The organism is Janthinobacterium sp. PC23-8 (genome assembly GCF_002250505.1).
In the GTDB taxonomy this organism is placed as follows: domain Bacteria; phylum Pseudomonadota; class Gammaproteobacteria; order Burkholderiales; family Burkholderiaceae_D; genus Janthinobacterium.
The window spans coordinates 1817766-1841650 of record NZ_NJGY01000001.1; the positions used below are offsets into that span (position 1 = coordinate 1817766).

The 23885-nt window shown below is 63.0% G+C and carries 24 protein-coding genes; 11 read left to right on the plus strand and 13 right to left on the minus strand.

Annotated features, from left to right (window positions below; genetic code table 11):
- Positions 1–64: 64 nt before the first annotated feature.
- The 3 genes from CD932_RS07815 to CD932_RS07825 all read right to left on the minus strand — a co-directional run bounded on the left by CD932_RS07815 (position 65) and on the right by CD932_RS07825 (position 2413).
- The gene (locus CD932_RS07815) at positions 65–1279 is read right to left on the minus strand and encodes a phosphoglycerate kinase (protein WP_094442136.1); all 1215 of its coding nucleotides are present in this window, start codon (positions 1277–1279) and stop codon (positions 65–67) included.
- 77 nt (positions 1280–1356) lie between these two features.
- Positions 1357–1707, minus strand: a complete 351-nt coding sequence (locus CD932_RS07820; RefSeq protein ID WP_254926506.1) for an AzlD domain-containing protein — start codon at positions 1705–1707, stop codon at positions 1357–1359.
- Positions 1700–2413 (minus strand): AzlC family ABC transporter permease, encoded by a 714-nt coding sequence (locus tag CD932_RS07825; RefSeq protein ID WP_094442137.1) that lies wholly within the window; start codon positions 2411–2413, stop codon positions 1700–1702. The genes CD932_RS07820 and CD932_RS07825 overlap by 8 nt, the downstream gene beginning before the upstream one ends.
- Before the next feature lie 291 nt (positions 2414–2704).
- Here CD932_RS07825 and CD932_RS07830 point away from each other — a divergent pair, with 291 nt between their 5' ends.
- The 4 genes from CD932_RS07830 to CD932_RS07845 are packed head-to-tail and all read left to right on the plus strand — an operon-like array spanning position 2705 to position 4944.
- The gene (locus tag CD932_RS07830) at positions 2705–2899 is read left to right on the plus strand and encodes a zinc-finger domain-containing protein (protein WP_094442138.1); all 195 of its coding nucleotides are present in this window, start codon (positions 2705–2707) and stop codon (positions 2897–2899) included.
- Between the two features lie 28 nt (positions 2900–2927).
- On the plus strand, positions 2928–3353 hold the full coding sequence (locus CD932_RS07835; protein WP_094442139.1) for a nuclear transport factor 2 family protein: 426 nt from the start codon (positions 2928–2930) through the stop codon (positions 3351–3353).
- 6 nt (positions 3354–3359) lie between these two features.
- On the plus strand, positions 3360–4361 hold the full coding sequence (locus tag CD932_RS07840) for a YheT family hydrolase (RefSeq protein WP_094442140.1): 1002 nt from the start codon (positions 3360–3362) through the stop codon (positions 4359–4361).
- Positions 4354–4944, plus strand: a complete 591-nt coding sequence (locus CD932_RS07845) for a DUF2946 family protein (RefSeq protein ID WP_094442141.1) — start codon at positions 4354–4356, stop codon at positions 4942–4944. Before CD932_RS07840 ends, CD932_RS07845 begins: the two co-directional genes overlap by 8 nt.
- Here the strand turns inward: CD932_RS07845 and CD932_RS07850 are convergent, their stop codons facing one another.
- A complete protein-coding gene (locus CD932_RS07850) occupies positions 4945–6579 on the minus strand; it encodes a M48 family metallopeptidase (protein WP_094442142.1) in 1635 nt (544 codons plus the stop codon).
- Between the two features lie 84 nt (positions 6580–6663).
- On the opposite strand from CD932_RS07850, the gene moaC reads away from it, so the two are divergent.
- On the plus strand, positions 6664–7170 hold the full coding sequence (moaC, locus tag CD932_RS07855) for a cyclic pyranopterin monophosphate synthase MoaC (protein ID WP_094442143.1): 507 nt from the start codon (positions 6664–6666) through the stop codon (positions 7168–7170).
- Here the strand turns inward: moaC and CD932_RS07860 are convergent.
- The 8 genes from CD932_RS07860 to recA all read right to left on the minus strand — a co-directional run bounded on the left by CD932_RS07860 (position 7144) and on the right by recA (position 14587).
- A complete protein-coding gene (locus CD932_RS07860; RefSeq protein WP_217907244.1) occupies positions 7144–7527 on the minus strand; it encodes a DUF6713 family protein in 384 nt (127 codons plus the stop codon). The two genes, moaC and CD932_RS07860, sit on opposite strands and share 27 nt — an antisense overlap.
- 58 nt (positions 7528–7585) lie before the next feature.
- Complete coding sequence (locus CD932_RS07865; RefSeq protein WP_094442145.1) at positions 7586–8050, minus strand: pilin; 465 nt, start codon at positions 8048–8050, stop codon at positions 7586–7588.
- A gap of 215 nt (positions 8051–8265) precedes the next feature.
- Positions 8266–9147 carry a succinate--CoA ligase subunit alpha gene (gene sucD / locus CD932_RS07870; RefSeq protein ID WP_094442146.1) on the minus strand — a complete coding sequence of 294 codons (882 nt, stop codon included), beginning with the start codon at positions 9145–9147 and terminating at the stop codon, positions 8266–8268.
- Positions 9148–9160: 13 nt separating this feature from the next.
- Positions 9161–10330 (minus strand): ADP-forming succinate--CoA ligase subunit beta, encoded by a 1170-nt coding sequence (gene sucC, locus CD932_RS07875; RefSeq protein WP_094442147.1) that lies wholly within the window; start codon positions 10328–10330, stop codon positions 9161–9163.
- A 76-nt stretch (positions 10331–10406) separates the two neighbouring features.
- Entirely contained in the window at positions 10407–10967 is a 561-nt protein-coding gene (locus CD932_RS07880; RefSeq protein ID WP_094442148.1) for a DUF2889 domain-containing protein, read from the minus strand.
- 284 nt (positions 10968–11251) lie between these two features.
- Positions 11252–12832 carry a class I SAM-dependent methyltransferase gene (locus CD932_RS07885; RefSeq protein ID WP_254926507.1) on the minus strand — a complete coding sequence of 527 codons (1581 nt, stop codon included), beginning with the start codon at positions 12830–12832 and terminating at the stop codon, positions 11252–11254.
- 50 nt (positions 12833–12882) lie between these two features.
- Entirely contained in the window at positions 12883–13341 is a 459-nt protein-coding gene (recX, locus tag CD932_RS07890) for a recombination regulator RecX (RefSeq protein WP_094442149.1), read from the minus strand.
- Positions 13342–13465: 124 nt separating this feature from the next.
- The gene (gene recA / locus CD932_RS07895) at positions 13466–14587 is read right to left on the minus strand and encodes a recombinase RecA (protein ID WP_094442150.1); all 1122 of its coding nucleotides are present in this window, start codon (positions 14585–14587) and stop codon (positions 13466–13468) included.
- Positions 14588–14805: 218 nt separating this feature from the next.
- Between recA and CD932_RS07900 the strand changes: the two genes are divergently transcribed.
- The 6 genes from CD932_RS07900 to CD932_RS07925 are packed head-to-tail and all read left to right on the plus strand — an operon-like array spanning position 14806 to position 22711.
- Positions 14806–15513, plus strand: coding sequence for a response regulator transcription factor (locus CD932_RS07900; RefSeq protein ID WP_094442151.1), 708 nt, complete (start codon positions 14806–14808; stop codon positions 15511–15513).
- Positions 15510–17045: a sensor histidine kinase gene (locus tag CD932_RS07905; RefSeq protein WP_254926508.1), complete on the plus strand. Its 1536-nt coding sequence runs from the start codon at positions 15510–15512 to the stop codon at positions 17043–17045. The genes CD932_RS07900 and CD932_RS07905 overlap by 4 nt, the downstream gene beginning before the upstream one ends.
- On the plus strand, positions 17038–17331 hold the full coding sequence (locus tag CD932_RS07910; protein ID WP_094442152.1) for a DUF4212 domain-containing protein: 294 nt from the start codon (positions 17038–17040) through the stop codon (positions 17329–17331). The genes CD932_RS07905 and CD932_RS07910 overlap by 8 nt, the downstream gene beginning before the upstream one ends.
- The gene (locus CD932_RS07915) at positions 17328–19376 is read left to right on the plus strand and encodes a sodium:solute symporter family protein (RefSeq protein WP_094442153.1); all 2049 of its coding nucleotides are present in this window, start codon (positions 17328–17330) and stop codon (positions 19374–19376) included. The genes CD932_RS07910 and CD932_RS07915 overlap by 4 nt, the downstream gene beginning before the upstream one ends.
- Positions 19377–19432: 56 nt before the next feature.
- Entirely contained in the window at positions 19433–21463 is a 2031-nt protein-coding gene (locus CD932_RS07920; RefSeq protein ID WP_254926509.1) for a S9 family peptidase, read from the plus strand.
- 33 nt (positions 21464–21496) lie between these two features.
- Positions 21497–22711: a 6-phosphofructokinase gene (locus CD932_RS07925; protein WP_094442154.1), complete on the plus strand. Its 1215-nt coding sequence runs from the start codon at positions 21497–21499 to the stop codon at positions 22709–22711.
- Positions 22712–22759: 48 nt separating this feature from the next.
- Here the strand turns inward: CD932_RS07925 and purM are convergent, their stop codons facing one another.
- Positions 22760–23803, minus strand: a complete 1044-nt coding sequence (gene purM, locus CD932_RS07930; RefSeq protein ID WP_094442155.1) for a phosphoribosylformylglycinamidine cyclo-ligase — start codon at positions 23801–23803, stop codon at positions 22760–22762.
- Positions 23804–23885: the final 82 nt, after the last annotated feature.

The following is a 23885-nucleotide window of genomic DNA, read 5'->3' on the forward strand; positions in this document are numbered from 1 at the left end:
CCCGGCAAGGTAAAAGCGCAGCGGTCAGGCTGCGCTTGGTGCGTACATACTTTACAGCCAGCCCTTATTGGGCGGCGCGCTGCATCAGAATCTCTACTGCTGGCAAGGTTTTGCCTTCCAGGAATTCCAGGAAAGCGCCGCCGCCGGTGGAGATATAACTGATTTTATCGGTAATATCATATTTTGCAATCGCCGCCAGGGTGTCGCCACCGCCGGCGATCGAGAACGCTTTCGACTCGGCAATGGCCAGCGCCAGCGTTTTGGTGCCGTGACCGAACTGGTCGAATTCGAACACGCCAACCGGGCCGTTCCAGACGATGGTGCCGGCGGCAGCAATTTGCTGCGCCAGCAGGGCCGCCGTTTTCGGGCCGATATCGAGAATCATGTCGTCGTCCGCCACATCGGCCACGTCCTTGACGGTGGCGGCGGCGGTGGGTGAAAACTCCTTGGCGCACACCACGTCGACGGGAATCGGCACTTGCGCGCCGCGCTTGGCCATGATCTCGATAATGGCGCGGGCTTCCTCGACCAGTTCCGCTTCCACCAGCGACTTGCCAACATTCAAGCCAACCGCCTTCATGAAGGTGTTGGCGATGCCGCCGCCGACGATCAGGTTATCGACCTTGTCGGACAGGGCCTTGAGGATGGTCAGCTTGCTCGACACCTTGGAGCCGGCAACGATGGCCAGCAGCGGCCTGGCCGGCGCGTGCAGCGCCTTGCCCAGCGCATCGAGTTCGGCGGCCAATAGCGGGCCGGCGCAGGCGATGGGCGCGAACTTGGCGATGCCGTGGGTCGAGGCTTCGGCGCGGTGAGCGGTGCCGAACGCGTCGTTGACATAAATATCGCACAGCCTGGCCATTTTTTGCGCCAGTTCATCACTGTTTTTCTTTTCACCCTGGTTGACGCGCACGTTTTCCAGCAGCACCACCTGGCCGGCGGTCAAGGACTCCAGGCCGGCGCCATCGATCCAGTCCTGTTTCAATGCCACTGGCTGACCCAGCAGCTCGGACAGGCGGGCCGCGACGGGCGCCAGGCTGTCGGCAGGCTTGAATTGGCCTTCGGTCGGTCGGCCCAGGTGCGAGGTCACCATGACGGCAGCGCCAGCGTCCAGCGCGGCGCGAATCGCCGGCACCGAGGCGCGGATGCGGGTGTCTTCGGTAATCTTGCCACTGTCATCCTGCGGCACGTTCAAGTCGGCGCGGATGAATACGCGCTTGCCTTGCAGGGCGTGTTGGTCGATCAAATCTTGCAGACGGATGAAGTTGAGAACAGCTGACATGGCGATCCAGATGACGAGTGGAAGGAAGTGCGCTATTTTACCGCAAGCACCAGCGCAAATACCCGATTTGTCCCGCTTTACTGAAAAACATGCAACAAACGCAATCCGGTGAAAACCAGCATGCCAAACACGATGGTGTGCAGCATATTGCGGCGGATCAAGTAAAAAATCGTCGCGGCAATGCCGGACAGCAGTTTCGGGTTGAGCAAGTCCAGCTGCATCTGGGTGCTGTCCATCAACAGGTCGGGCGCGATAATGGCCGCCAGCGCGCAGGCCGGCGCAAAGCGCAGCATCTCGTTCACGCGCTTCGGGATGGTGATATGGTGGCCCACCAGCCAGAAGGTGCTGCGGGTGGCGGCGGTGGCCAGCGCCAGCACCACGATGACGGCCCAGACATCGATATTGCCCAGTTCTATTGCCTCAAACATGCTTGCTCTTCCATTTGTCCGTCAGTTCTTCCACCGCCATGGCGCTCAGCATGCCGGCCAGCACCGCCACCAGCAAGCCCAGTTTATACGGCAGGCGAAAGGCCGCCACCGCCACCGCGCCCGACACCAGCACGCCGCACAGGGCCGCGCGGCCCAGCACCAGCGGCACCGTCACGCAGATGATGGCCAGGGTGCCCGCAAAGCCCAGGCCCCATTCGGCCGGAACAAACGTGCCGAGGAAGATGCCGGCCAGCGAGCCGACTTGCCATGCAGCCCAGTTCGGATAGATCAGCCCTTTCAAAAAGGGCACCTTGCCCGGGTCGGGCGTTTCCAGAGGATAACGCTGCAGAAACAGGCCGACGGCGATATCGCCGGAAATATAGCCGAGCGCAAAGCGCTGGCGCCACGGCAGATGGGCGAAATGGGGTGCCAGCAAGGCCGAAAAGATCACGAAGCGCAAGTTGACCACCAGCGCGGTGGCAAAAATCACCCAGATCGGCGCCTGCGCGGCCAGCAGCGGCAGGGAAGCGAGCTGGGCCGAACCGGCAAACACCAGCAAGGTCATCAGGCTGGACTCGGTCACGCTCAGACCGCTTTTCACCATGGCGATGCCGACCACCATGCCCCAGGCGGCGATACCGACCAGGGTCGGTGCGCCCAGCAGCAGGCCTTCGCGAAACGACTGGCGTTGGAGGGTGGTGCTCAAACGGCACCTCTGGCGGCAAAGTGTATGATTGGCACAACGACGGCGCAGGCCAAGGAGATCGCGCGCGGCGATAAAAAGACGGTATCTGGGTTCATGGTGACGGCGTGCGCGCGCTTTTGGTGTGAAAACGGCGGCCTGCCCTAACGGATCAAGCCGCCATTCTACGGATGAATTTTACTGCCTGCGCGAATCCGTTAAAATCGTGCTTTTCGCACGCTGTATTTTCACCCGGTATTTTCACCCTGTATTTTCACCATAACTGATTACTTTAGCCTCACGGAGCATGACAAGATGACAAACACCACCCAGCCAGCGGTCGAACTCGACGGTAAAGACCTGCCAGCCCACTGCCCTAACCCGGCCATGCCGCTGTGGTCGTCGCATCCGCGGGTGTTCCTGGAATTTGACAACCATGGCGTGGCCAAGTGTCCATACTGCGGCACCGCCTACAAACTGAAACCAGGCGCCAGCGCCGGCCACCATTGATCCCAACGCCGCCCAGACCGGAGTCATCATGAAAAGTGTGAAGGAATTGAATGGCAGCGCCGCCGAAGTCGAGGTGGCTTTCTACGATGCCTTGAACCGCGCCGATCTCGATGCGCTGATGGCGCTGTGGGCCGACGATGAAGAAATCGTCTGCATCCACCCGGGCGGGGCGCGCCTGATCGGCCATGCCGCCATCCGCGCCTCGTGGGAAGTCGTGCTGGCCGGCGGCGGCCTGCATATCCTGCCGACCCAGTTGCATGAAACGCACAATCTGATGAGTTCAGTTCATACGGTGGTCGAAGGCAGCACCGCCAGCGAAGGCGCGGCCGCGCACTTGCTGGCCACCAATGTCTACGTGAAAACCCCGCGTGGCTGGCGCATCGTGCTGCACCATGTCTCGATCGCCCCCGGCGCCGCACAGTCGGACGCGGCCGGAGCGCAGATCCTGCATTAAGGCCTCATGAACTACAGCGCGCCATTCTGGTTGCCGGGCGGCCATCTGCAAACCATCGCGCCGGCCGTCTGGTTCCGCAAGCCGCCCGTGGCCTTCCGGCGCGAGCGCTGGCAGGCGCCCGATGGCGACTTCGTCGATGTCGACCTGGTCGACGGCCAGCCCGGGCAACCGCTGGTGGTGCTGTTGCACGGCCTGGAAGGCTCCTCGAACAGCCATTACGCACGCGCCCTGATGGCGCAGGTGGCGGCGCGCGGCTGGTCGGGCGCGGTACCGCATTTTCGCGGCTGCTCGGGCGAGGCCAACCTGGCGCCGCGCTTTTATCATTCCGGCGACGCCGAGGAAGTGGACTGGCTGCTGCGGCGTTTGCGCCCGCGCGCCAGCGGCAAGTTCTATGCGGCCGGCGTCTCGCTGGGCGGCAACGCCCTGCTGTGCTGGCTGGGGCAGGCGCAGCATGGTGCCGATTTCGTCGATGCGGCAGCGGCCGTGTCGGCCCCGCTGGACCTGGCGCAAGGCGGCAAGGCGCTCTCGTCCGGTGCAAACCGCCTGTACACGCGCATGTTTTTACAGACCCTGAAACCGAAATGCCTGGCCAAGCTGGAACAGTTTCCCGGCCTGTTCGAGCGCGCGGCCATGCTGGCCGCGCGCGACCTGCACGCGTTCGACAATGTGGTGACGGCGCCGCTGCACGGCTACCGCGATGCCGACGACTACTGGCACCGCGCCAGCGCCAAACATGTGTTGCACGACATTACCGTGCCGACCCTGGTGCTCAACGCGCTGAACGATCCGTTTTTGCCCGGTCAGTACTTGCCGCGCAGCGCCTCGCCGCAGGTCACGCTGGACTATCCGCGCCAGGGCGGCCATGTGGGCTTCAGCAATGGCAGCCTGGAATGGCTGCCGCGGCGCCTGCTGCATTTTTTCGAACAGGGCAGCGCGGCGCCACACCAGGCACAAAGCTGTCAGGCTGAGGCCATCGCCCCCATCACGGAGACCGCCTCACATGGATGAACTCGTCAAGAAAGCGCTGGCCAAATGGCCGAACGTGCCCCATTGCTATGGCTGGCTGGGCCTGGACGCGCGCGGCGGCTGGCGCATGCGCGACGCGCACGCCCAGCAATTGCAACTGCCTGGCGACAAGATCGCCCACGCCGCCCTGCTCGGCTTTATCAATCGCAACTATGACCATGACGAGCAGGGCTGCTGGTTCTTCCAGAACGGCCCGCAACGCGTCTACCTGAACCTGGAAGCGACGCCTTTTATTGCCCGCAGCGACCCGCAGCATGGCTTTGTGCTGCACACCGGCGCACCGCTCGAAGCCGTCGATGCCGCATTTCTATGCGATAACGGCGCGCTGATCCTGCAACATGGCGGCCTTGTCGCCCAGGTCGATGACCGCGATATGGCGCAAGTGATGGGCTTGCTGCGACTCGACGACCAGCCAGTTGGCGACGAAGCCTTGCTGGCCTGGCTGGAACTCCCGGGCGGCGTGCTGACCCTGCAGCACGGCGGCCAGACAATCGCGGTGCAGCCCCTGGCCCAGAGCCAGGTGCCGCAGCACTTTGGCTTCCAGCGCAGGCCGCAGCCGGTATAACTACGACTTTTGATCCTTGAGCTGTTCGCGGCGTTTTTCCTGCAATTCGCGTTCGCGCGCGTCGATCATGGCCTGGTCATAAAAAGTGGCGTCGGTGGACTTGCGCGCGATCGTCAGCTGGTCCAGCGCGGCCATGGTAGCGCCCTGCAGCACATACGATTCGGCCAGCGCGATATGCTGCAAGGTCCGCTTGCCCTGGGTCGAATAGGCCTTGGCCAGCAAGTCATACAGCTCCGGCTCTTCCTTGTACAGCTGCACCTGCTCGCGCAGGTAGAGCGTGGCCTTGTCGAGCTGCTGGTCGGCGATCAGCGCTTCCGCATACTGATGGGCGATGCCGCGCGACAGCGGAAACTGGTGGCGCGCCGCCTCTGCCGCTTTCACCGCCTGCGGCGCGACTTCCGGCTTTTGCTCCGGCATCAACAGCACTTCCAGCGCCATCGCCGCCAGCAGCGAATTGGGCCCTTGCGTGCCGCCCGAGGTCAGCACATTCGCCGCGGCCGGCTTGTGCAGGGCCGCGTTGGCAGCATTGAGCTCGGCCTGCGCTTCCCTGGTTTTTCCCTGCTTGATGGCGATAAACGCCAGCCCATAGTGGGCGGCCGTCACCTGGAAGCGGCTTTGCTGTTCCAGCTGGGTCTTGAACGTCGCTTTCGCGTTGATCAAGCCCTGCATGCTGTCATCCTGCAGCACACGGGCGCGCGCCCGCGCCAGATGAAAGTTCAGGCTGTCGGGCCGCTGCTTGTAAGGCTGCTCGCGGATGCGCGCCTGGATATCGGCGATGCGCTCGGTGGTCAAGGGGTGGGTCTGCAAATAGGCCGGCATCAGGTCGCTGTAGGAGCGGCTGGCCGCCTGCATGCGGCCAAAAAAGGCCACCATGCCGGTGGTGTCGAAACCGGCTTCCCCCATGATCTGGAAACCGATGCGGTCGGCTTCGCGCTCGGCGTCGCGGCCAAAATTGAGCTGGCGCTGGATCGCCAGGCCCTGGCCGGCGGCAAACACGCCCATGGCCACATCGCCGCCCGCGCGCGAGGCCAGCGCCGCCAGCACAATGGCCGCCAGCGGCATCAACGCATCCTGGCGCTGCTGGCCCAGCATGCGCGCAATATGGCGCTGCGCCACATGGCCGATCTCGTGCGACAGCACGGACGCCAGTTCGGCCTCGGTCTGCGCCGCCAGCAGCAGCGCCGAATGCACGCCGATAAAGCCACCCGGCAAGGCAAACGCGTTCAGTTGCGGATCGCGCACGACAAAAAAGAAATAGTCGTAGCTGGTTTCGCCACGCACGCTGGGGCGCGCCGCCACCAGCGCATTGCCGAAGTTATTCATGTATTCGAGCAAGGGCGCATCATCGAGATAGTCGCGGTCGCCGCGGATGCTGCGGATAATCTCTTCGCCGATCTTGCGCTCCATCGCCGGCGACAGGTCTTCGCGCGAGGTGTCGCCCAGGGTCGGCAGATTGGGCGTGGGCGCCAGCGGCAACGGGGTCCACTTGCCATCAACCTTGGCGGGCTTTGCCGGCGCGGGAGTGGCAACCGTTTGCGCCAGCACCAGGGGGGCGGCCAGCAAGCAGGCCGCCAGCGCGACGGCTTTTAAAGAAGCGATCGGATAAAAAGGGAGGGATTTCACGGCTGCTATCATACCCCGTAAGCGCGATCATTTTCCACGCGCTTGGCGCGCCCTATAATGACGGCAAGAATAACCGCAGAAAATCGAGCCGACACCATGACCCCACCCGAGCAAGACGCGCCCGCCGGCGCACTGACCCACTTCGACGCCACCGGCCAGGCCCATATGGTCGACGTCGGCGGCAAGGACGACACGCGCCGCAGCGCCGTGGCGGCCGGCACCATCCGCATGCAGCCGGCGACCCTGGCCATCATTGTCAAAGGCAACGCCAGGAAGGGCGACGTGCTGGGCATTGCCCGCATCGCCGCCATCATGGGCGCCAAGCGCACCAGCGACCTGATTCCCCTGTGCCACCCCTTGGCGATCACGCGCGTGACAGTCGACTTCGACATCGACGAAGCCGCCAGCAGCGTCCATTGCCGCGCCCAGGTCGACACGACCGGCAAAACCGGCGTGGAAATGGAGGCGCTCACATCAGTGCAGATAGGCCTGTTGACCATCTACGACATGTGCAAGGCGGTCGATCGCGGCATGGTCATGACCGATGTGCGGGTGCTGGAAAAGCATGGCGGCAAGTCAGGCGACTGGACGGCTGCCTTGTAAGCGCAGCGCATTGAGCAGCCACCCGGCACACCCCAGGCACAGCACAATAATCGCCATCGACAGCGGCAAGTGAAACTGTTCCAGCCCCGCCAGCGCAAAGCCGGCGTGGATCACGAAAGTGGCCACGCCCAGCGCGGCGCAGATGCCCGCGTACAGGCGCGCGCGCGGCAACGCCAGCAGCACCTGGCGGTAGCCGGCCAGCACCACGGCGATGGCCGCCAGGTTGAACACCAGGAAACCCTGCACGCCGCCCGGCAAGTAAAACATTTCCCATTCGCGCCAGTAGGCGGCGTCGATCTGATGCAGGATCAGGCATAACATGGTCCAGAAATAGCTGCGCGCCATGGCGTCTTTCATGATGATTAATATTGTCCGATTGTAAAACAAAGCGGGCAAGCTGTCGGCGCTTTTTGCGTCACAACGCGGCCACGGCCGTCGCAATATTGTTGCGCAAGATGGCCTGCTTGGCCGCCTCATTGGTGACCGTGGTGCTGTTGAACCAGGTCAGGCTGCTGCTGCCTTTACGCAGTTCCATGGTGATGGTCTGGCCGCCGATGCCGGTGCCCAGATCGGGCGCCAGGGTCAGGGTGATATTGCCATCGGCCACGCCGGCGCTGGCCACTTCGCGCGTGGCGCTAAATTGTGGAATCGAACTGGGCTTGGCTTCGGTACTGGTGCTGCAGGCGGAGGCCTCGCCGCCATTTTCCTGCACGCACAAGGCGACCGCCGTTTTCAACGGCGCGGCCGCCGCCAGCACATTGCTGACCTTGGCCCGCATCGTGTAGTCGCTGTATTGCGGGATGGCCACGGCCGCCAGGATGCCGGCGATCGCCACCACGATCATCAGTTCTATCAGGGTAAATCCGGACTGCGCGCGCATGGTTGCCTCCTGTTGTCGAATGCTCACCGGAGGAAAAGTGCAAGCGCCATGCCAGCGCCGCGCACGGGCCAGGCCAGCGACAACGGCAAGAAAAACGACGCGGCGCGTCCTGCTTGCGACCACCGCCGTCGCCACGCGACCAGAAGGGCCGTGGCCGCCAGACAATAAAAAAAGGAGCCGAAGCTCCTTTCTTGTACTGCATCAAACCGGCTGTATTACAGCATGGCTTTCAGCAGACGCGCCATTTCCGACGGGTTTTTGGTGACGGTGATGCCGCACGCTTCCATGATTTCCAGCTTGGCTTGTGCCGTGTCGGCGCCGCCCGAGATCAGCGCGCCGGCGTGGCCCATGCGCTTGCCTGGAGGCGCGGTGACGCCGGCGATAAAGCCGACCACCGGTTTTTTCATGTTGTCCTTGATCCAATAGGCGGCATTGGCTTCGTCAGGACCGCCGATTTCGCCGATCATGATGACCGCGTCGGTATCCGGATCGTCGTTGAACATCTTCATGATGTCGATGTGCTTGAGGCCGTTGATCGGGTCGCCGCCGATGCCGACTGCCGACGATTGGCCCAGGCCCAGTGCGGTCAATTGAGCAACTGCTTCATAGGTCAGGGTACCCGAACGCGAGACCACGCCGATGCGGCCCTTTTTATGGATGTGGCCTGGCATGATGCCGATCTTGATTTCGTCCGGCGTGATCAGGCCTGGGCAGTTAGGGCCCAGCAGCAGCGTTTTGCTGCCCGACTTGGCCATGCGGTCTTTCAAAGCCATCATGTCGCGCACGGGAATGCCTTCGGTGATGCAAATGGCCAGATCCATTTCAGCTTCGACCGCTTCCCAGATCGCCGCTGCCGCGCCTGCTGGCGGCACGTAGATCACGGAAACGTTGGCGCCGGTTTCTTTTTTCGCTTCGGTGACGTTGGCGAAAATAGGAATGCCTTCGAAGTCTTCGCCGGCTTTCTTCGGGTTCACGCCTGCCACGAAGGCGGCTTTGCCGTTCGCGTAGTCGCGGCAACCGCGGGTGTGGAACTGGCCGGTCTTGCCGGTGATCCCTTGGGTAACGACTTTGGTATCTTTATTGATCAGAATGGACATGTTGATTCCTTAATTAAGCTTGACCGGCAGCAGCGGCAACGACGCTCTTGGCTGCATCTTCCATGGTGTCGGCTGCGATGATAGGCAGACCGGAATCGGCCAGCATCTTTTTGCCCAGGTCTTCGTTGGTGCCCTTCATGCGCACCACCAGCGGCACGTTCAGCGAAACGGCTTTCACTGCGGCGATGACGCCTTCGGCGATCACGTCGCAACGCATGATGCCGCCGAAAATGTTCACCAGGATGGCTTTCAGGCTCGGGTTTTTCAGCATGATCTTGAACGCTTCGGTGACTTTTTCTGCCGTGGCGCCGCCGCCGACGTCCAGGAAGTTGGCTGGCTCGCCGCCGAACAGTTTGATGGTGTCCATGGTGGCCATGGCCAGGCCGGCGCCGTTGACCAGGCAACCGATGTTGCCGTCGAGCGAAATGTAAGCCAGGTCGAATTTCGACGCTTCGATTTCAGCCGGATCTTCTTCGTCCAGGTCGCGCAGGGCGACGATTTCCGGATGGCGGAACAGTGCGTTCGGGTCGAAGTTGAACTTGGCGTCCAGGGCGATGACCTTGCCGCTGCCGGTAACGATCAGCGGGTTGATTTCGGCCAGCGAGCAGTCGGTTTCCCAGTAGGCTTTGTACAGGCCTTGCAGGTTGACACGGGCGTCAACGATGGAACCGGCAGGCACGCCGATTTTGGTCGCGATGTCGTCTGCCTGGGCATCGGTCAGGCCGACGCTTGGCTCGATGGTAACGTGGTGGATTTTTTCAGGGTGGCTCTCGGCCACTTCTTCGATGTCCATGCCGCCTTCGGACGACGCCATCAGGACGATTTTCTGGGTAACGCGGTCGGTGACCAGCGACACGTACAGTTCCTGTTTGATGTCGGCGCCTTCTTCCACCAGCAGGCGGTTGACTTTCTGGCCTTCGGCGCTGGTCTGGTGCGTGATCAGCTGCATGCCCATGATCTGGTCAGCATATTCTTTGACCTGTTCGATCGATTTTGCCACTTTCACGCCGCCGCCCTTGCCGCGGCCACCAGCGTGGATCTGCGCCTTGACAACCCATACCGGGCCGCCCAGGGTTTGCGCAGCCTTGACGGCTTCGTCGACGGACATGCACGCAATGCCGCGCGGTACCGTCACTCCGTGCTGCCGGAGGATTTCTTTGGCTTGATACTCATGGATTTTCATGCTGGCTTCCCTTCTGATACTGATTTGTAAAAATACGGTTAGTGGTGCAAAAAAAACAGGAAAAACAGCGCCGGGGTCACACCTTGGCTACCCAGCGCGGGTAATACCGTGCAACCGCCCCGCCATCGGTGCGCAGGGCATGGCATTTGTCGAGTTGAAACGGCTTTTCATGCGGCAAATCAGCATTCGCACCGTCGCGGGTCGACCAGACATCGCCGGCAAATGCCTGAACCGTCGCAGTCGGCAAGACTTGCGCCAGTTCGGTCAAATGGGTGCAGCCGGCGATTCCCGCCAGGCGCTGTTTCAAGTCGCGGCGGAAATTCTTCAATAAATTCAAACCGATCAGTTCCCTGTAAGCGGGGCCGATGGTATCGCAAAAGCCGGGATAGGGCACGGCATCGGAGGCGGCTTCGGCCTCGACAATGGTCAGCGTGCGATCGACGGTAATGCGTAAATGGAGGTCGTGCAGGGGAGCGCCGGCGGGTCGCGGGCCGGAGGCGAGGCTGACGTCGAACGATTTGATGTCGGTAATGTGCGCGTCGATATCCCACAGGCCGTCGTCGCGCACATACGCTTGGACGTCGATAACGCGGGAGTGCCGTAAGGCGCGCCGGGAAACGGGAGTTGACAGGGGCATAGACCGATGCCGCTTGCGCGGCGTAATTAGTAAGCAGCCATGTGCATAAAGCACGCCGTTCGCAGCTTCTACGAACAGCAACCGCACCTGCGGCGCCGCAAAAACCCTAAAAGTGTAGCACATTGCGCGCAGGTTGCGCCGCAACAAAATTTTTCATGGATGAGATAAAAGGATTTCAAATTATAAATAGAAACCGGGGATTTTCAGCAAGTCATTCGATTTGCGAATGATTGATATCATAAAAATCACAGTCCCGCTGGCGGCATGGCCCCGGTCAGACGGTGCTAATCGGCGACGCCCAGCGCTTGCAGAATCGGCAGCACAGTGACGCAGAAGCTTTCCGCATGCTTGCTCAGTTCGGCCAGATTATCCTCTTCGCTGGTCAGCGCCACGCCATTGCGCATCATCGTTTGCTGCAGTGCACGGAAAAGCGGCCAGGCAAAACCGACCCAGGCCTCGGGCGTCGCGTGTCCTTCCAGCCGGGCCAGCAGGAATAACTGTTGCAAATGAAACACACCAACACCGCCGCCCGTCACCGGACTGGCCAGCGCGGCCAGGTCGGTGCGCCCCAGTGCTTTTTCCAGCAGATACCGGTTCAGCCTGGCCGTGGCCGGCCTGGCCAGCGCGATCGCCGCATCGTCCTGCACTGGCGCAATGCAGGATTTATGCGCCAGCACCAGCAGCATCTGCAGCAAACTACCGAGCTCGGCCACCTTCTCCGGCAGGCGCTGCTGCAGTTCGCCGATGCTGTGCGGCTGGTAGTCACCGAGCAATGCCAGCAGCGGTGCATAGCTGTCGCGGTCCATCTCGGCTTCGCCCAGGGCGCCCGTCACTTTCATGCTGATCTGCTCAAGCGGCGCGACCAGCAGGATGCGCACGGCGCGCAAGGCGGTCGCCTGTTCATGGGCATTGAGCCGGCGGCTGCCCTTGACCCAGTAATCCTGGCGGAACTGGCGGTTGACCATGAAGTCGGTGGTGGTTTCGCGGAAGGTGGCGTCGGGAATCTGCGCCAGGAAATCGAGCTGTTCGGGCAACAGGTTCAGCAGCGGCACGTGGTCGGGATAGGCGGCCGACCCGGCGAAGTCGAGCTTGGCGGCGGCCAGCACCGGCCTGATGGCCGCGAACGACACCGTATGCCAGTAATGATTGAAATACTCGTGCGACAGGTAATTCGGATCCTGCTCGCCGAGCTGCTGCAGCCGCACGGCGATGGTGGGATTGGCCTGCAGGTAGCGCGGCTTGGTTTCCATCATGCGGTTGACAAAGGACAGCGCGCTGCTCACGCGCGCCAGGGAATCCTGGCCCGGGGCGCTCAGCACGCGGCTGTGCTGCTCCATCAGGTCACGGATCGGCGCCATCGCCGCCCAGCCCGCCTGCGTGTTGTAGCTGATGTACAGCACGCCACCGGGCTTGAGCTTGCGCGCCAGGAAGTCGCAGATATGTGCGTGGTTTTCCGGCGAAATCCAGCTCCAGATGCCGTGCAGGGCGATAAAATCGAAGTCGGGCAGGTCGGCGCGCGTGCAAAACTCCTGGAACGACTGCTCGGACAGCACGGCGCCGTTGCCCGACACCTCGGCCAGTTCCTGCGCAAAAGCGGTCTGGGCCGGATTGAAGTCATTGCCATACCAGCGCGTGCCGGACGCCGCCGCATGGATATTGACGCTCATGCCCTGGCCAAAACCGAGCTCGCATGCGGTGCCGACCTTGGGCGGCTGCACCCCCCAGTTCAGCAGCAGCAGCTGCGTGCGCAGCGGGTTCAATTCCGTGTAATAGCCGTACGTGTATGCGGTTTCGGCCGTGTAGCCGGCATGCCAGTTGCTCATCAGGTGTCCCGTATCGAAGGTAAACAGCGCCAGTGCGCCCATGCGCCACCGCGCATGGGCAGAATAACTGATCCTTGCCTGCAAGGTAACAATTATTGATCGTCGTCCGGGTCCAGGCCTTTCAGGGCCACTTGCACGGCGCGCTGGGAAAAGCCGCGCTGCATCAGGAAACGCATCTGCTTGTTGCGCTGTTCGGCGTCCTGCGCCACGGTGCCGAACTTGCGGCGCCATACTTCGCAGGCACGTTCGGCCTCGCCTTCGGCCAGGCCGGCCTTGAGTTCATGCAAGGCTTCGCCCTGTATGCCATGGCTTTGCAGTTCGGCCATGATGCGGCTGTTGCCGAAGCGGGCCGAGCGGCGATGGATCAGCGACTCGGAAAAGCGTTCCTGCGACAGCCAATTGGCCTGCTCCAGGCTGTCGAGCAAGGCTTCCACGTCGTCGCCCTCCTGCGCATGGCGCTGCAGCTTGCGGCGCAACTCCATGCGGCTGTGTTCGCGCATCGACAGAAAGCGCAAGGCCCTGCCCTTCAGGCTCAATTGCACTCTGGCCATACCCCCACCTTGTCTTTCATTTCACGCATTGCCCGATCACACCACACAAACACAATCGCCGCCCGGCGCAACAGCGCGGGACGGCGATCGGAGCCCTATCTTGCGGCAAGCCGCTTTAGCAACTTTACTCGGCGGCCTTGGCTGCTTCTGCGGCCTTGGCAGCCTTGTCGGCGGCCTTGTCGGCGGCTTTATCGGCTTTTTCAGGCTTCTCACCGGCCAGCGGCGGCAGTTCGCGCACGCCCAGCGAGGCGCGCACCTTGTTTTCGATTTCACGCGCCAGCGCCGGGCGCTCTTGCAGGAAGGCGCGCGCGTTGTCCTTGCCCTGGCCGATGCGCTCGCCATTGTAGCTGTACCAGGAACCGGATTTTTCAACGATCTTGGCATCCGAACCGAGATCGAGGATTTCGCCTTCGCGCGAGGTGCCGGCACCGTACAGGATGTCGAAGTGCGCTTCCTTGAACGGTGGCGCGATCTTGTTCTTGACGACCTTGACCTTGGTTTCGTTGCCGATCACTTCGTCGCCCGACTTGATCGAGCCGGTGCGGCGGATGTCCAGGCGCACGGAGGCGTAAAATTTCAGCGCATTGCCGCCGGTAGTCGTTTCCGGGCTGCCGAACATCACGCCGATCTTCATGCGGATCTGGTTGATGAAAATGACCAGGGTATTGGTGCGGTTGATCGAGCCGGTCAGCTTGCGCAGCGCCTGCGACATCAAGCGCGCCTGCAGGCCTGGCAAGGAGTCGCCCATGTCGCCTTCGATCTCGGCGCGTGGCGTCAGGGCCGCCACCGAGTCGATCACGACCAGGTCGACGCTGCCCGAACGCACGAGGGCGTCGCAAATTTCCAGCGCCTGCTCGCCCGTATCCGGTTGCGAGATCAGCAGTTCGTGCAGGTTCACGCCCAGCTTCTGGGCGTAGCCGACGTCGAGCGCGTGCTCGGCGTCGATAAAGGCGCAGGTGCCGCCCAGTTTTTGCATCTCGGCGATGGTTTGCAAGGTCAGCGTGGTTTTACCCGACGACTCGGGACCGTAGATTTCCACCACGCGGCCGCGCGGCAAGCCGCCCACGCCCAGCGCGATATCGAGGCCGAGCGAACCGGTCGACACGACTTGCACTTCTTCGATCGGTGCGCTGGCGTCCATGCGCATGACCGAACCTTTGCCAAACTGCTTCTCGATCTGTGCCAGCGCGGCGGCCAGCGCCTTGGCTTTTTCCGATGCGGGTACTACAGCTCTTTTATCGTCCATTGTGTTCTTTCAGCCCGAACTGGCGCGTAGGTGTAAAGGGGTACGGCGCAAAATGCATCACAGCCACTACTGTATAAAAAAACAGTGCTTAATGCAAGCGGAACGTGCAATTGAATTGAAACAGCTCATAACATGGCGCGTTTTTCATAAATATTCGCCACCTTGCGAAAAATAAAACACAATACACACTTCTGATGTCGCCAGCTTAGGAATCTGCCATGCGTATTTTACTTGCCGAAGATGATAGCGTGCTGGCCGACGGGCTGACCCGTTCGCTGCGCCAGTCCGGCTATGCCATCGACTGCGTCAAGAATGGCCAGGAAGCCGATACGGCCCTGTCCACCCAGGAATTCGACCTGCTCATTCTCGACCTGGGGCTGCCAAAATTGAGCGGCCTGGAAGTGCTGCGCCGCCTGCGCGCCCGCGCGTCCCTGCTGCCGGTGCTGATCCTGACGGCTGCCGATTCCATTGAACAAAGAGTCAAGGGCCTCGATCTCGGTGCCGATGATTATATGGCCAAGCCCTTCGCCTTGTCCGAACTGGAGGCAAGAGTGCGCGCCCTGACCCGCCGCGGCGCCGGCGGCGGCGCCACCGTCATCAGGCACGGCCCGCTCAGCTACGACCAGGTGGGGCGCAGCGCGTATATCAACGAGCAGATGATCGACCTGTCGGCGCGCGAACTGGGCCTGCTGGAAATCCTGCTGGGCCGCACCGGCCGGCTGGTCTCGAAAGAACAACTGGTCGACCATTTGTGCGAATGGGGCGAGGAAGTGTCGAACAACGCCATCGAAGTGTATGTGCACCGGCTGCGCAAGAAGATCGAGGTCGGCGGCGTGCGCATCGCCACCGTGCGCGGCCTCGGCTATTGCCTGGAGAAATACACGGAAGCGCGCCCGCCCCTCGACGCCGGCGACGCCGGCAAGTGAAGCCGAGTGTAGCGCCAGCGGACGAGGCGGCCGAGGACGACTGGTACGAACCGCCCACCAGCGAACAGGATGAAACCATCCAGCATTCGCTGTTCGGCGAGATCCTCGACTGGATGCTGGCGCCGCTGCTGCTGCTGTGGCCGATGAGCATCGCCATCACCTACCTGGTGGCCAAGGGCATCGCCAACCAGCCGTTCGACCATGTACTGGAAGACAATGTCACGATGCTGGTGCAACAATTCAAGCAAGCCGACGGCAGCCGGCAAGGCCAGTTACCCGGCCGCCCCGGCACCTATGCGCGCGACGTGCTGCGCGGCGACGATGTCGACGCCGTGTATTACCTGGTGCTCGACCAGCAGGGCCGCTACCTGGCCGGCGACCGCGACCTGCCGCCGCCGCAGGATGCCGAGCGCTACCGCAGCGGCGCGGTGCTGTTTCGCAATGACGCCGTGCATGGCGCGCCGGTGCGCGTGGCCTTTTCGTATATCGACACTCCCGACAACGCCAGCGGCGACGATGGCCGCGCGCTGGTGCAGGTGGCCGAAACCCTGGAAAAGCGGGCCCAACTGGCCAATGAAATCATCAAGGGCGTGATCCTGCCGCAGTTCATCATCCTGCCCGTGATTCTGGCGCTGGTCTGGTTTGCGCTGTCGCGCGGCCTGTCGCCGCTGGCGCAGTTGCAGGAACGCATACGGGCCAGGCCGCCCGATGACCTCTCGCCCATCGATACGGACCAGGTGCCCGAGGAAATCACGCCGCTGGTCGGCTCGCTCAACGACATGCTTTCGCGCCTGTCGCTGTCGATCGACATGCAGAAGCGCTTTATCGCCGACGCCGCCCACCAGATGAAAACGCCGCTGGCCGGCATGCGCATGCAGTCCGAACTGGCCCTGCGCCAGACCGACCAGGACGAGATCCACCGCTCGCTGCTGCAACTGGCCAGAAGTTCGGAGGCGGCCACGCGCCTGGTCAACCAGCTGCTGGCCCTGGCACGCGCGGAAAACCAGCCGCAGGCGGGCACAGCCTTCGAGCCGCTGGAACTGAGCGAGCTGGCGCGCGCCGTGGTGCATGACTGGGTGCAAGCCTCGTTTGCCCACCGGATCGACCTGGGCTTCGAGCAGGCGACGCAGCCGGTATTGATTTCTGGCAATCCCCTGATGCTGCGCGAACTGCTGGGCAACCTGATCGACAACGCGCTGCGCTATACACCGGCCGGCGGCAGCGTGACGGTGCGCGTGCGCGGCACGCCAGAGCAGGCCATCCTGGAAGTGGAAGACACGGGGCCCGGCATTCCCCAGGCCGAACGCAGCCACGTGTTCGAACGCTTTTATCGCATTCTTGGCAGCAATGTCGACGGCAGCGGCCTGGGCCTGGCCATCGTGCGCGAAATTGCCCAGCAACATGGTGCCGAAGTCGACATCTTTCACAATCCGCGCGCACAGACGCCCAAGTTGCCGGGTACCCTGCTGCGCCTGTCGATCACCGTGCTGCCGCCGCCCCCCCCGCTCGAGGACGAGATTACCTATGGATAAGACCAAGCCGGCGAGCCACCCCAGCGCCGCCCTGCTGGCGCGCCGCGCCGCGCACTGGAAAGCCACGCAGCGACTGACGGCGCTGCTGCTGCTGGTGTGGCTGCTGACGGGCTTCCTGACCGTGTTTTACGCGCGCGAACTGCTGCACCTGCAGCTGTTCGGCTGGCCGCTGCCGTTCTATATGGCGGCCCAGGGCGCGTCACTGGTCTACCTGGCCATCCTCGGCTGCTATGCCTGGCGCATGCGCCGGCTCGACCAGCAATGCCAGGCGGAGGAAATGCCATGAGCGCGCCGCGCACCTTGTTCCAGCGCCTGGCGCGCTACTATCTGCTGTTTTCGGCCGGTTTCGCCGCCTTTTTGCTGGCCTTGACGGTGCTCGAGCAGGAGGGCATGTCGCGCGTGTGGATCGGCTATCTGTTCATGTTCGCCACCATCACTCTGTACGCCACCATCGGCGTCATCAGCCGCACCTCGAACGTCACCGAATACTATGTGGCCGGACGGCGCGTGCCGGCCCTGTTCAACGGCATGGCCACGGCCGCCGACTGGATCTCGGCGGCCAGCTTCATCAGCCTGGCGGGCGGGCTGTACCTGAACGGCTTCGACGGCCTGGCCTTCATCATGGGCTGGACCGGCGGCTATTGCCTGGTGTCGCTCCTGATCGCGCCGTATTTGCGCAAGTTCGGCCAGTACACGATTCCCGATTTCCTGGCGGCGCGCTATGCGGGCGGACCGGACGGCCGTGGCGCGCCGGTGCGCGTGCTGGCCGTGGCCGCCACCATCGTGGTGTCGTTCACCTATGTGGTGGCACAGATCTACGCGGTCGGCCTGATCGCTTCGCGCTTCACGGGCGTCGATTTTTCGGTCGGCATTTTCCTGGGGCTGGCCAGTATTCTGGTCTGTTCTTTCCTGGGCGGCATGCGCGCCATTACCTGGACCCAAGTGGCGCAGTACATCATCATCGTCGTCGCCTTTTTGATTCCCGCCATGTGGCTGTCGGTCAAGCATGCCGACAACCCGGTGCCGCAAATCGCCTACGGCAAGGTGCTGACGCAACTGAGCGCGCGCGAGCAGGTGCTGAGCCTCGATCCGAAAGAACAGGAGGTGCGCGATATCTACGCCCAGCGCGCGCGCAACTATCAGCTCGAGCTCGATGGCTTGCCCGCCTCGTGGGACGCGGGCCGGCTGGCGGCCCAGCGCCAGCTCGATATCCTGCGCAAGCGCAACGCCTCGATGTTCGATATCCGCAGCGCCGAGCGCGCCATGATCGCCTATCCGAAAAGCCCGGAAGAGGCGCGCGCCGGCTGGCAGGCGGCGCTGGCCGTCAATTTGAAACGGGCCGAGCCGATCACGCCGCACGCCCAGCCGTTTCCCGCGCCCGACCGCGCGCAGTCCGATATCAAGCGCAACAATTTCCTGGCACTCGTTTTCTGCATGATGCTGGGCACGGCCGCCCTGCCGCATATCCTGATGCGCTCGTACACCACGCCATCGGTGCATGAAACCCGGGTGTCGGTGTTCTGGACCCTGTTCTTCATCCTGCTTATTTACCTGACGATCCCGGCGCTGGCGGTGCTGGTCAAATACGATATCTATTCGGCCCTGGTCGGCACGCAATACGCGCACCTGCCAACGTGGGTCTCGTACTGGGCCAATGTCGACAAGCTCACCCCCCTGATCAGCATCGTCGACGTCAACCGCGACGGCGTGGTGCAGCTGGCCGAAATTGCCATCGACGCCGACGTGCTGGTGCTGGCCACGCCCGAGATCGCCGGCCTGCCGTATGTGATCTCGGGCCTGGTGGCCGCCGGCGGCCTGGCCGCCGCACTGTCGACGGCGGACGGCTTGCTGCTGGCCATTTCCAACGGCCTGTCGCACGATATCTATTACAAGGTGGTCGACCCGACCGCCTCGACACAAAAGCGCGTGACGATCTCGAAACTGCTGCTGCTGGCGGTGGCCTTTATCGCCGCCTATGCCGCCTCGCAGAAGCCGGCCGATATTTTGTCGCTGGTCGGCATCGCCTTTTCGCTGGCCGCCTCGAGCCTGTTCCCCGCGCTGGTGCTGGGCGTGTTCTGGAAGCGCGCCAACCACCATGGCGCCGTGGCCGGCATGCTGACAGGCTTTGGCGTGTGCCTGTACTACATGCTGCAAACCAGTCCCATGCTCGGTGGCGGACCGGCCGGCCAGTGGTTCCATATCGCACCGATCGCCGCCGGCATTTTCGGCATGCCGGCCGGCATGCTGACCACCATATTGGTCAGCCTGCTGACGCCGGCGCCGGGCCGGCGCAGCACGGGGCTGGTCGACCATATCCGGGCGCCGGAGTAGCAAACAATATACATTGCTGATAATATATTTCTTTTTATTAATTTCAAAAGAACAATATGCTGCTCCAGAAGTTGCGCCGCCTTGTATTCGGCAGCTTTTACCTGCTTGCTGCCACCGCGCTGGCAAGCGGCAACGTCATGAGCGCCGCTGCAGCAGCCCCGCCGATTGCCGACTTTTTTGCCAACCCCGAGTTCAGCGACGTGCGGCTGTCACCCGATGCGCGCCACCTGGCCGTGCTGGTGCTGGGGCCGAACGGGCGCAAGCGCCTGGCGGTGGTCAACGTGCTCGATCAAACCATCAAGGTGGTGGCGCAGTTCGACGATGCCGACGTGGGCGAGGTGGAATGGGTCAATCCCGAGCGCCTGGTGCTCTCCACGCGCGACTACCAAAACGCTCCCGGCGAGCAGCGCTACGCGCCCGGCCTGTACGCCGTCAACCGCGACGGCAGCGACTTTCGCCAGCTGGCCGAGCGCGGCTTTGCGCCCAATCTGTCGACCTCGATCTACAAGCCGCTGCCCTGGCATACCTGGCTGACGGGCCAGCGCGGCGCGCAAGACTCCAGCTTCATTTACGTGCGCAGCACCGTCTACACCGCCAGGCGCGAAGTCGACTACACGGCCCTGCTGCGGCTCGACACCATCACCGGCCGCAGCACGCCCGTGGCAGCGCCCGGCAAGGTGCGCCGCTGGCTGCTGGACCAGGACGGCGAGCCGCGCATCGCCGTCACCAAAGCACGCAATGTTGAAACCATCCAGTACCGCGACCCGGCCAGCGGCGCCTGGCGCCAGCTGGCGCAATTCGACGCCTACCTGAAGGGCAAGGACGCCTTTACGCCGCTCGCCTTCGGCCCCGACGGCACGCTGTACGTGAGCGCCCGCATCGATAGCGACACCCTGAACCTGTACGCCTACGACCTGGCCGCCAACCGTATCGACCCGGCGCCCGTGATGGCGCTCGATGGCTATGATTTCAGCGGCAGCCTGTTGGTCGGCAAGGGCAAGCTGCTGGGCCTGCGCTACCTGGCCGAGCGGCGCGGCACGCGCTGGTTCGACCAAGCCATGGCCGCCACCCAGGCCGGCATCGATGCGGCGCTGCCGCACACCGTCAACCTGATCTCGGTCGCGCCCAGGGCGGCGACGCCCTTCCTGGTGGTCGCCTCGTACGCCGACGTGCAGCCGGTCAGTTTTTCCCTGCTTGACAGCAAAACGGGGCAATTGACACCGATCGGCGCCTCAATGCCGCGCATCCAGGCCGCGCAGATGAGCCGGCAAAAGCTGGTGCACTATGCGGCGCGCGACGGCCTGACGATCCCCGCCTGGCTGACGCTGCCGGGCAACAGCGACGGCAGGAATTTGCCGCTGGTGGTGATGGTGCGTGGCGGCCCGTATGTGCGCGGCTCGTCCTGGCAGTGGCACGGCGAAGTGCAGTTCCTGGCCTCGCGCGGCTACGCCGTGCTGGAACCGGAATTTCGCGGTAGTACCGGTTTTGGCAGCAAGCTTTTTCATGCCGGCTGGAAGCAATGGGGCCTGAAAATGCAGGACGACATCGCCGATGGCGCGCGCTGGGCGGTGCAACAGGGCGTGGCGGACGGCCAGCGCATCTGCATCGCCGGCGGCAGCTATGGCGGCTATGCGGCACTGATGGGGCTGGTCAACGATCCGGACCTGTACCGCTGCGGCATCGACCTGGCGGGCGTGACCGATATCGGCCTGCTCTATACGGGCCACTGGAGCTTTGCCTCGGACATGAGCGACGACTGGAAACACTACGGCATGCCCGAACTGATCGGCGACCCGGTCAAGGATGCGGCGCAGTTCAAGGCCACCTCGCCGATCGCCCAGGCTGCGCGCATCACCCAGCCGCTGCTGCTGGCCTATGGCGCGCTCGACCAGCGCGTGCCGCTGTATCACGGCAAGCAATTCCATGCAGCCATGAAGCAGCATAACCGGCAGGTCGAATGGGTGGTGTACGAGGAAGAGGGCCACGGCTGGTCGCTGCCGAAGAACCGCGTCGATTTCTGGTCGCGGGCCGAACGCTTCCTCGACCGGCATATCGGAAAACACGGCGCGGCGGCCAAAAAGGAGTAGGCTGGAGGGCCGTGTTACTTGCCAGGAGATCCTATGCCGTCCGGAAAAATTCTTGTTGCGCAAGGCGGTGGCCCCACCGCCGTCATCAACCAGTCGCTGGTGGGCGTGGTGCTCGAATCGCGGCGCTTCCAGCACGTCACGCGCGTCTACGGCGCGCTGCACGGCGTGCGCGGCATTATCAATGAAGACTTTATCGACCTGACGCAGGAAACCAGCCACAACCTCGAACTGGTGGCCGCCACGCCCTCGTCGGCACTCGGCTCCACGCGCGACAAGCCCGATATCGCCTACTGCCAGCAAATCTTCCAGGTGCTGCGCGCGCACGAGATCGAACACTTCTTTTATATCGGTGGCAACGATTCGTCCGACACGGTGCGCATCGTCAGCGAGCAAGCGCACAAGGCCGGCTACCCGCTGCGCTGCATCCATATCCCGAAAACCATCGACAACGACCTGGTCGGCAGCGACCATACGCCGGGCTTTCCCTCGGCCGCGCGTTTCGTCGCGCAAGCGTTTGCCGGCGCCAACCTCGACAACGCAGCCCTGCCCGGCGTGTACGTGGGCGTGGTGATGGGCCGCCATGCGGGCTTTCTGACGGCCGCATCCGCGCTGGGCAAAAAATTTCCCGACGACGGGCCGCACCTGATCTATGTGCCGGAACGCACGTTTGTGCTGGAACAGTTTCTTGCCGACGTGAAGGCGATGTATGAGAAACATGGCCGCTGCGTGATCGCCGTCTCCGAAGGCATCCACGATGCGTCGGGCGAGGCCATCGCCAGCCTGCTCGCCAAAGAAATCGAGCGCGATGACCACGGCAATGTGCAATTGTCCGGCACCGGCGCGCTGGCCGACCTGCTGTGCGACGAGATCAAGCAAAAACTCGGCATCAAGCGCGTGCGCGGCGACACCTTCGGCTATCTGCAGCGCTCGTTCATCGGCTGCGTGTCGGATGTCGACCAGCGCGAAGCGCGCGAGGTCGGCGAAAAAGCCGTGCAGTACGCCATGTGGGGAGACCGCGACGGCTCGGTCGCCATCAAGCGCACCGGCTACTACTCGGTCGACTACGAACTGCTGCCGTTGACGGAGGTGGCCGGCAAGACGCGCACCATGGAAGACGAATTCATCAGTGAAAGCGGCACCGATGTGACCGATGCCTTCCGCCTTTACCTGCGCCCGCTGCTCGGTTCGAAAATGCCCGATGCGTTCCGGCTGCGCTGCGCGAAGGTGGACAAGATCCTCAAGCCGTAAAAAAAGCAGGCGCGCGCAAGCGGCCTGCTTTTTATCGACTGCGACGTCTTAGATGACGATGGTCTGGTGCTCGTCGCCGTTACGGGCACGAATGGTGCCGATGGTGTACACGGTTTCGCCCGCTTCTTGCAGCTGGGCAATCGCGGCGGCAGCGTTGTCGGCCGACACGATGACGGTCATGCCGATGCCGCAGTTGAACACGCGGTGCATTTCAGCATCAGCCACGCCGCCATGCTGTTGCAGCCAGGTGAACAGCGGTGGCATGGTCCAGGCTTTCGAGTCCAGCTCGGCCACCAGGCCAGGCTGCAGCACGCGTGGAATGTTTTCCACCAGGCCGCCACCGGTGATGTGGACCATGCCTTTGACTTCCATCGAAGCCATCAGCGCCAGCAGCGGCTTGACGTAGATACGCGTCGGCTGCATCAGCACGTCGGCCAGCTTGCGGCCGTGGAAGTCGCCTTCCAGGTCCGGTTTGGCCACTTCGATGATCTTGCGCACCAGCGAGTAACCGTTCGAGTGCACGCCCGACGAGGCCAGGCCCAGCACCACGTCGCCGGCGGCGATTTTCGTGCCGTCGATGATGTTGGCTTTCTCCACGGCGCCGACGGCAAAGCCTGCCAGGTCGTATTCGCCGGCCGGGTACATGCTCGGCATTTCCGCCGTTTCGCCGCCGATCAGCGCGCAGCCGGCCTGTTCGCAACCCTGGGCGATGCCCTTGATGACGTCGGTGGCGATCGCCACGTCGAGCTTGCCGCAAGCGAAGTAGTCGAGGAAGAACAGCGGCTCGGCGCCCTGCACCAGGATGTCGTTGACGCTCATGGCGACCAGGTCGATGCCGACCGTGTCGTGGCGGTTCAGTTCGAACGCCAGGCGCAATTTGGTGCCCACGCCGTCGGTGCCCGAGACCAGCACCGGTTCCTTGTACTTCTTGCTGATTTCAAACATGGCGCCAAAACCGCCCAGGCCGCCCATCACGCCTTCGCGCAGGGTGCGCTTGGCGTAAGGCTTGATTGCTTCGACTAGAGCGTCGCCTGCGTCGATATCGACGCCAGCGTCACGGTAGGAAAGGGAAACATTAGAAGTCTGGTTCATGGTGTGGTGGCAGCGGAGGCGGTAAAATAGAAGGCGGAATGGAAACGGACAACCGCCGGCACAGGTGCGCAGCAAGGGGTGC

Coding starts and splice junctions, on each gene's coding strand:
- CD932_RS07865 (WP_094442145.1), bottom strand. CDS start 8,050: ATGCGCGCGCAGTCCGGATTTACCCTGATAGAACTGATGATCGTGGTG.
- CD932_RS07915 (WP_094442153.1), top strand. CDS start 17,328: ATGAGCGCGCCGCGCACCTTGTTCCAGCGCCTGGCGCGCTACTATCTG.
- CD932_RS07900 (WP_094442151.1), top strand. CDS start 14,806: ATGCGTATTTTACTTGCCGAAGATGATAGCGTGCTGGCCGACGGGCTG.
- CD932_RS07860 (WP_217907244.1), bottom strand. CDS start 7,527: ATGAAAGACGCCATGGCGCGCAGCTATTTCTGGACCATGTTATGCCTG.
- sucD (WP_094442146.1), bottom strand. CDS start 9,147: ATGTCCATTCTGATCAATAAAGATACCAAAGTCGTTACCCAAGGGATC.
- CD932_RS07840 (WP_094442140.1), top strand. CDS start 3,360: ATGAACTACAGCGCGCCATTCTGGTTGCCGGGCGGCCATCTGCAAACC.
- CD932_RS07850 (WP_094442142.1), bottom strand. CDS start 6,579: ATGATAGCAGCCGTGAAATCCCTCCCTTTTTATCCGATCGCTTCTTTA.
- CD932_RS07885 (WP_254926507.1), bottom strand. CDS start 12,832: ATGGGCGCACTGGCGCTGTTTACCTTCGATACGGGACACCTGATGAGC.
- CD932_RS07835 (WP_094442139.1), top strand. CDS start 2,928: ATGAAAAGTGTGAAGGAATTGAATGGCAGCGCCGCCGAAGTCGAGGTG.
- recX (WP_094442149.1), bottom strand. CDS start 13,341: ATGGCCAGAGTGCAATTGAGCCTGAAGGGCAGGGCCTTGCGCTTTCTG.
- CD932_RS07815 (WP_094442136.1), bottom strand. CDS start 1,279: ATGTCAGCTGTTCTCAACTTCATCCGTCTGCAAGATTTGATCGACCAA.
- CD932_RS07845 (WP_094442141.1), top strand. CDS start 4,354: ATGGATGAACTCGTCAAGAAAGCGCTGGCCAAATGGCCGAACGTGCCC.
- sucC (WP_094442147.1), bottom strand. CDS start 10,330: ATGAAAATCCATGAGTATCAAGCCAAAGAAATCCTCCGGCAGCACGGA.
- purM (WP_094442155.1), bottom strand. CDS start 23,803: ATGAACCAGACTTCTAATGTTTCCCTTTCCTACCGTGACGCTGGCGTC.
- CD932_RS07820 (WP_254926506.1), bottom strand. CDS start 1,707: ATGTTTGAGGCAATAGAACTGGGCAATATCGATGTCTGGGCCGTCATC.
- CD932_RS07920 (WP_254926509.1), top strand. CDS start 19,433: ATGCTGCTCCAGAAGTTGCGCCGCCTTGTATTCGGCAGCTTTTACCTG.
- CD932_RS07925 (WP_094442154.1), top strand. CDS start 21,497: ATGCCGTCCGGAAAAATTCTTGTTGCGCAAGGCGGTGGCCCCACCGCC.
- recA (WP_094442150.1), bottom strand. CDS start 14,587: ATGGACGATAAAAGAGCTGTAGTACCCGCATCGGAAAAAGCCAAGGCG.
- CD932_RS07910 (WP_094442152.1), top strand. CDS start 17,038: ATGGATAAGACCAAGCCGGCGAGCCACCCCAGCGCCGCCCTGCTGGCG.
- CD932_RS07880 (WP_094442148.1), bottom strand. CDS start 10,967: ATGCCCCTGTCAACTCCCGTTTCCCGGCGCGCCTTACGGCACTCCCGC.
- moaC (WP_094442143.1), top strand. CDS start 6,664: ATGACCCCACCCGAGCAAGACGCGCCCGCCGGCGCACTGACCCACTTC.
- CD932_RS07830 (WP_094442138.1), top strand. CDS start 2,705: ATGACAAACACCACCCAGCCAGCGGTCGAACTCGACGGTAAAGACCTG.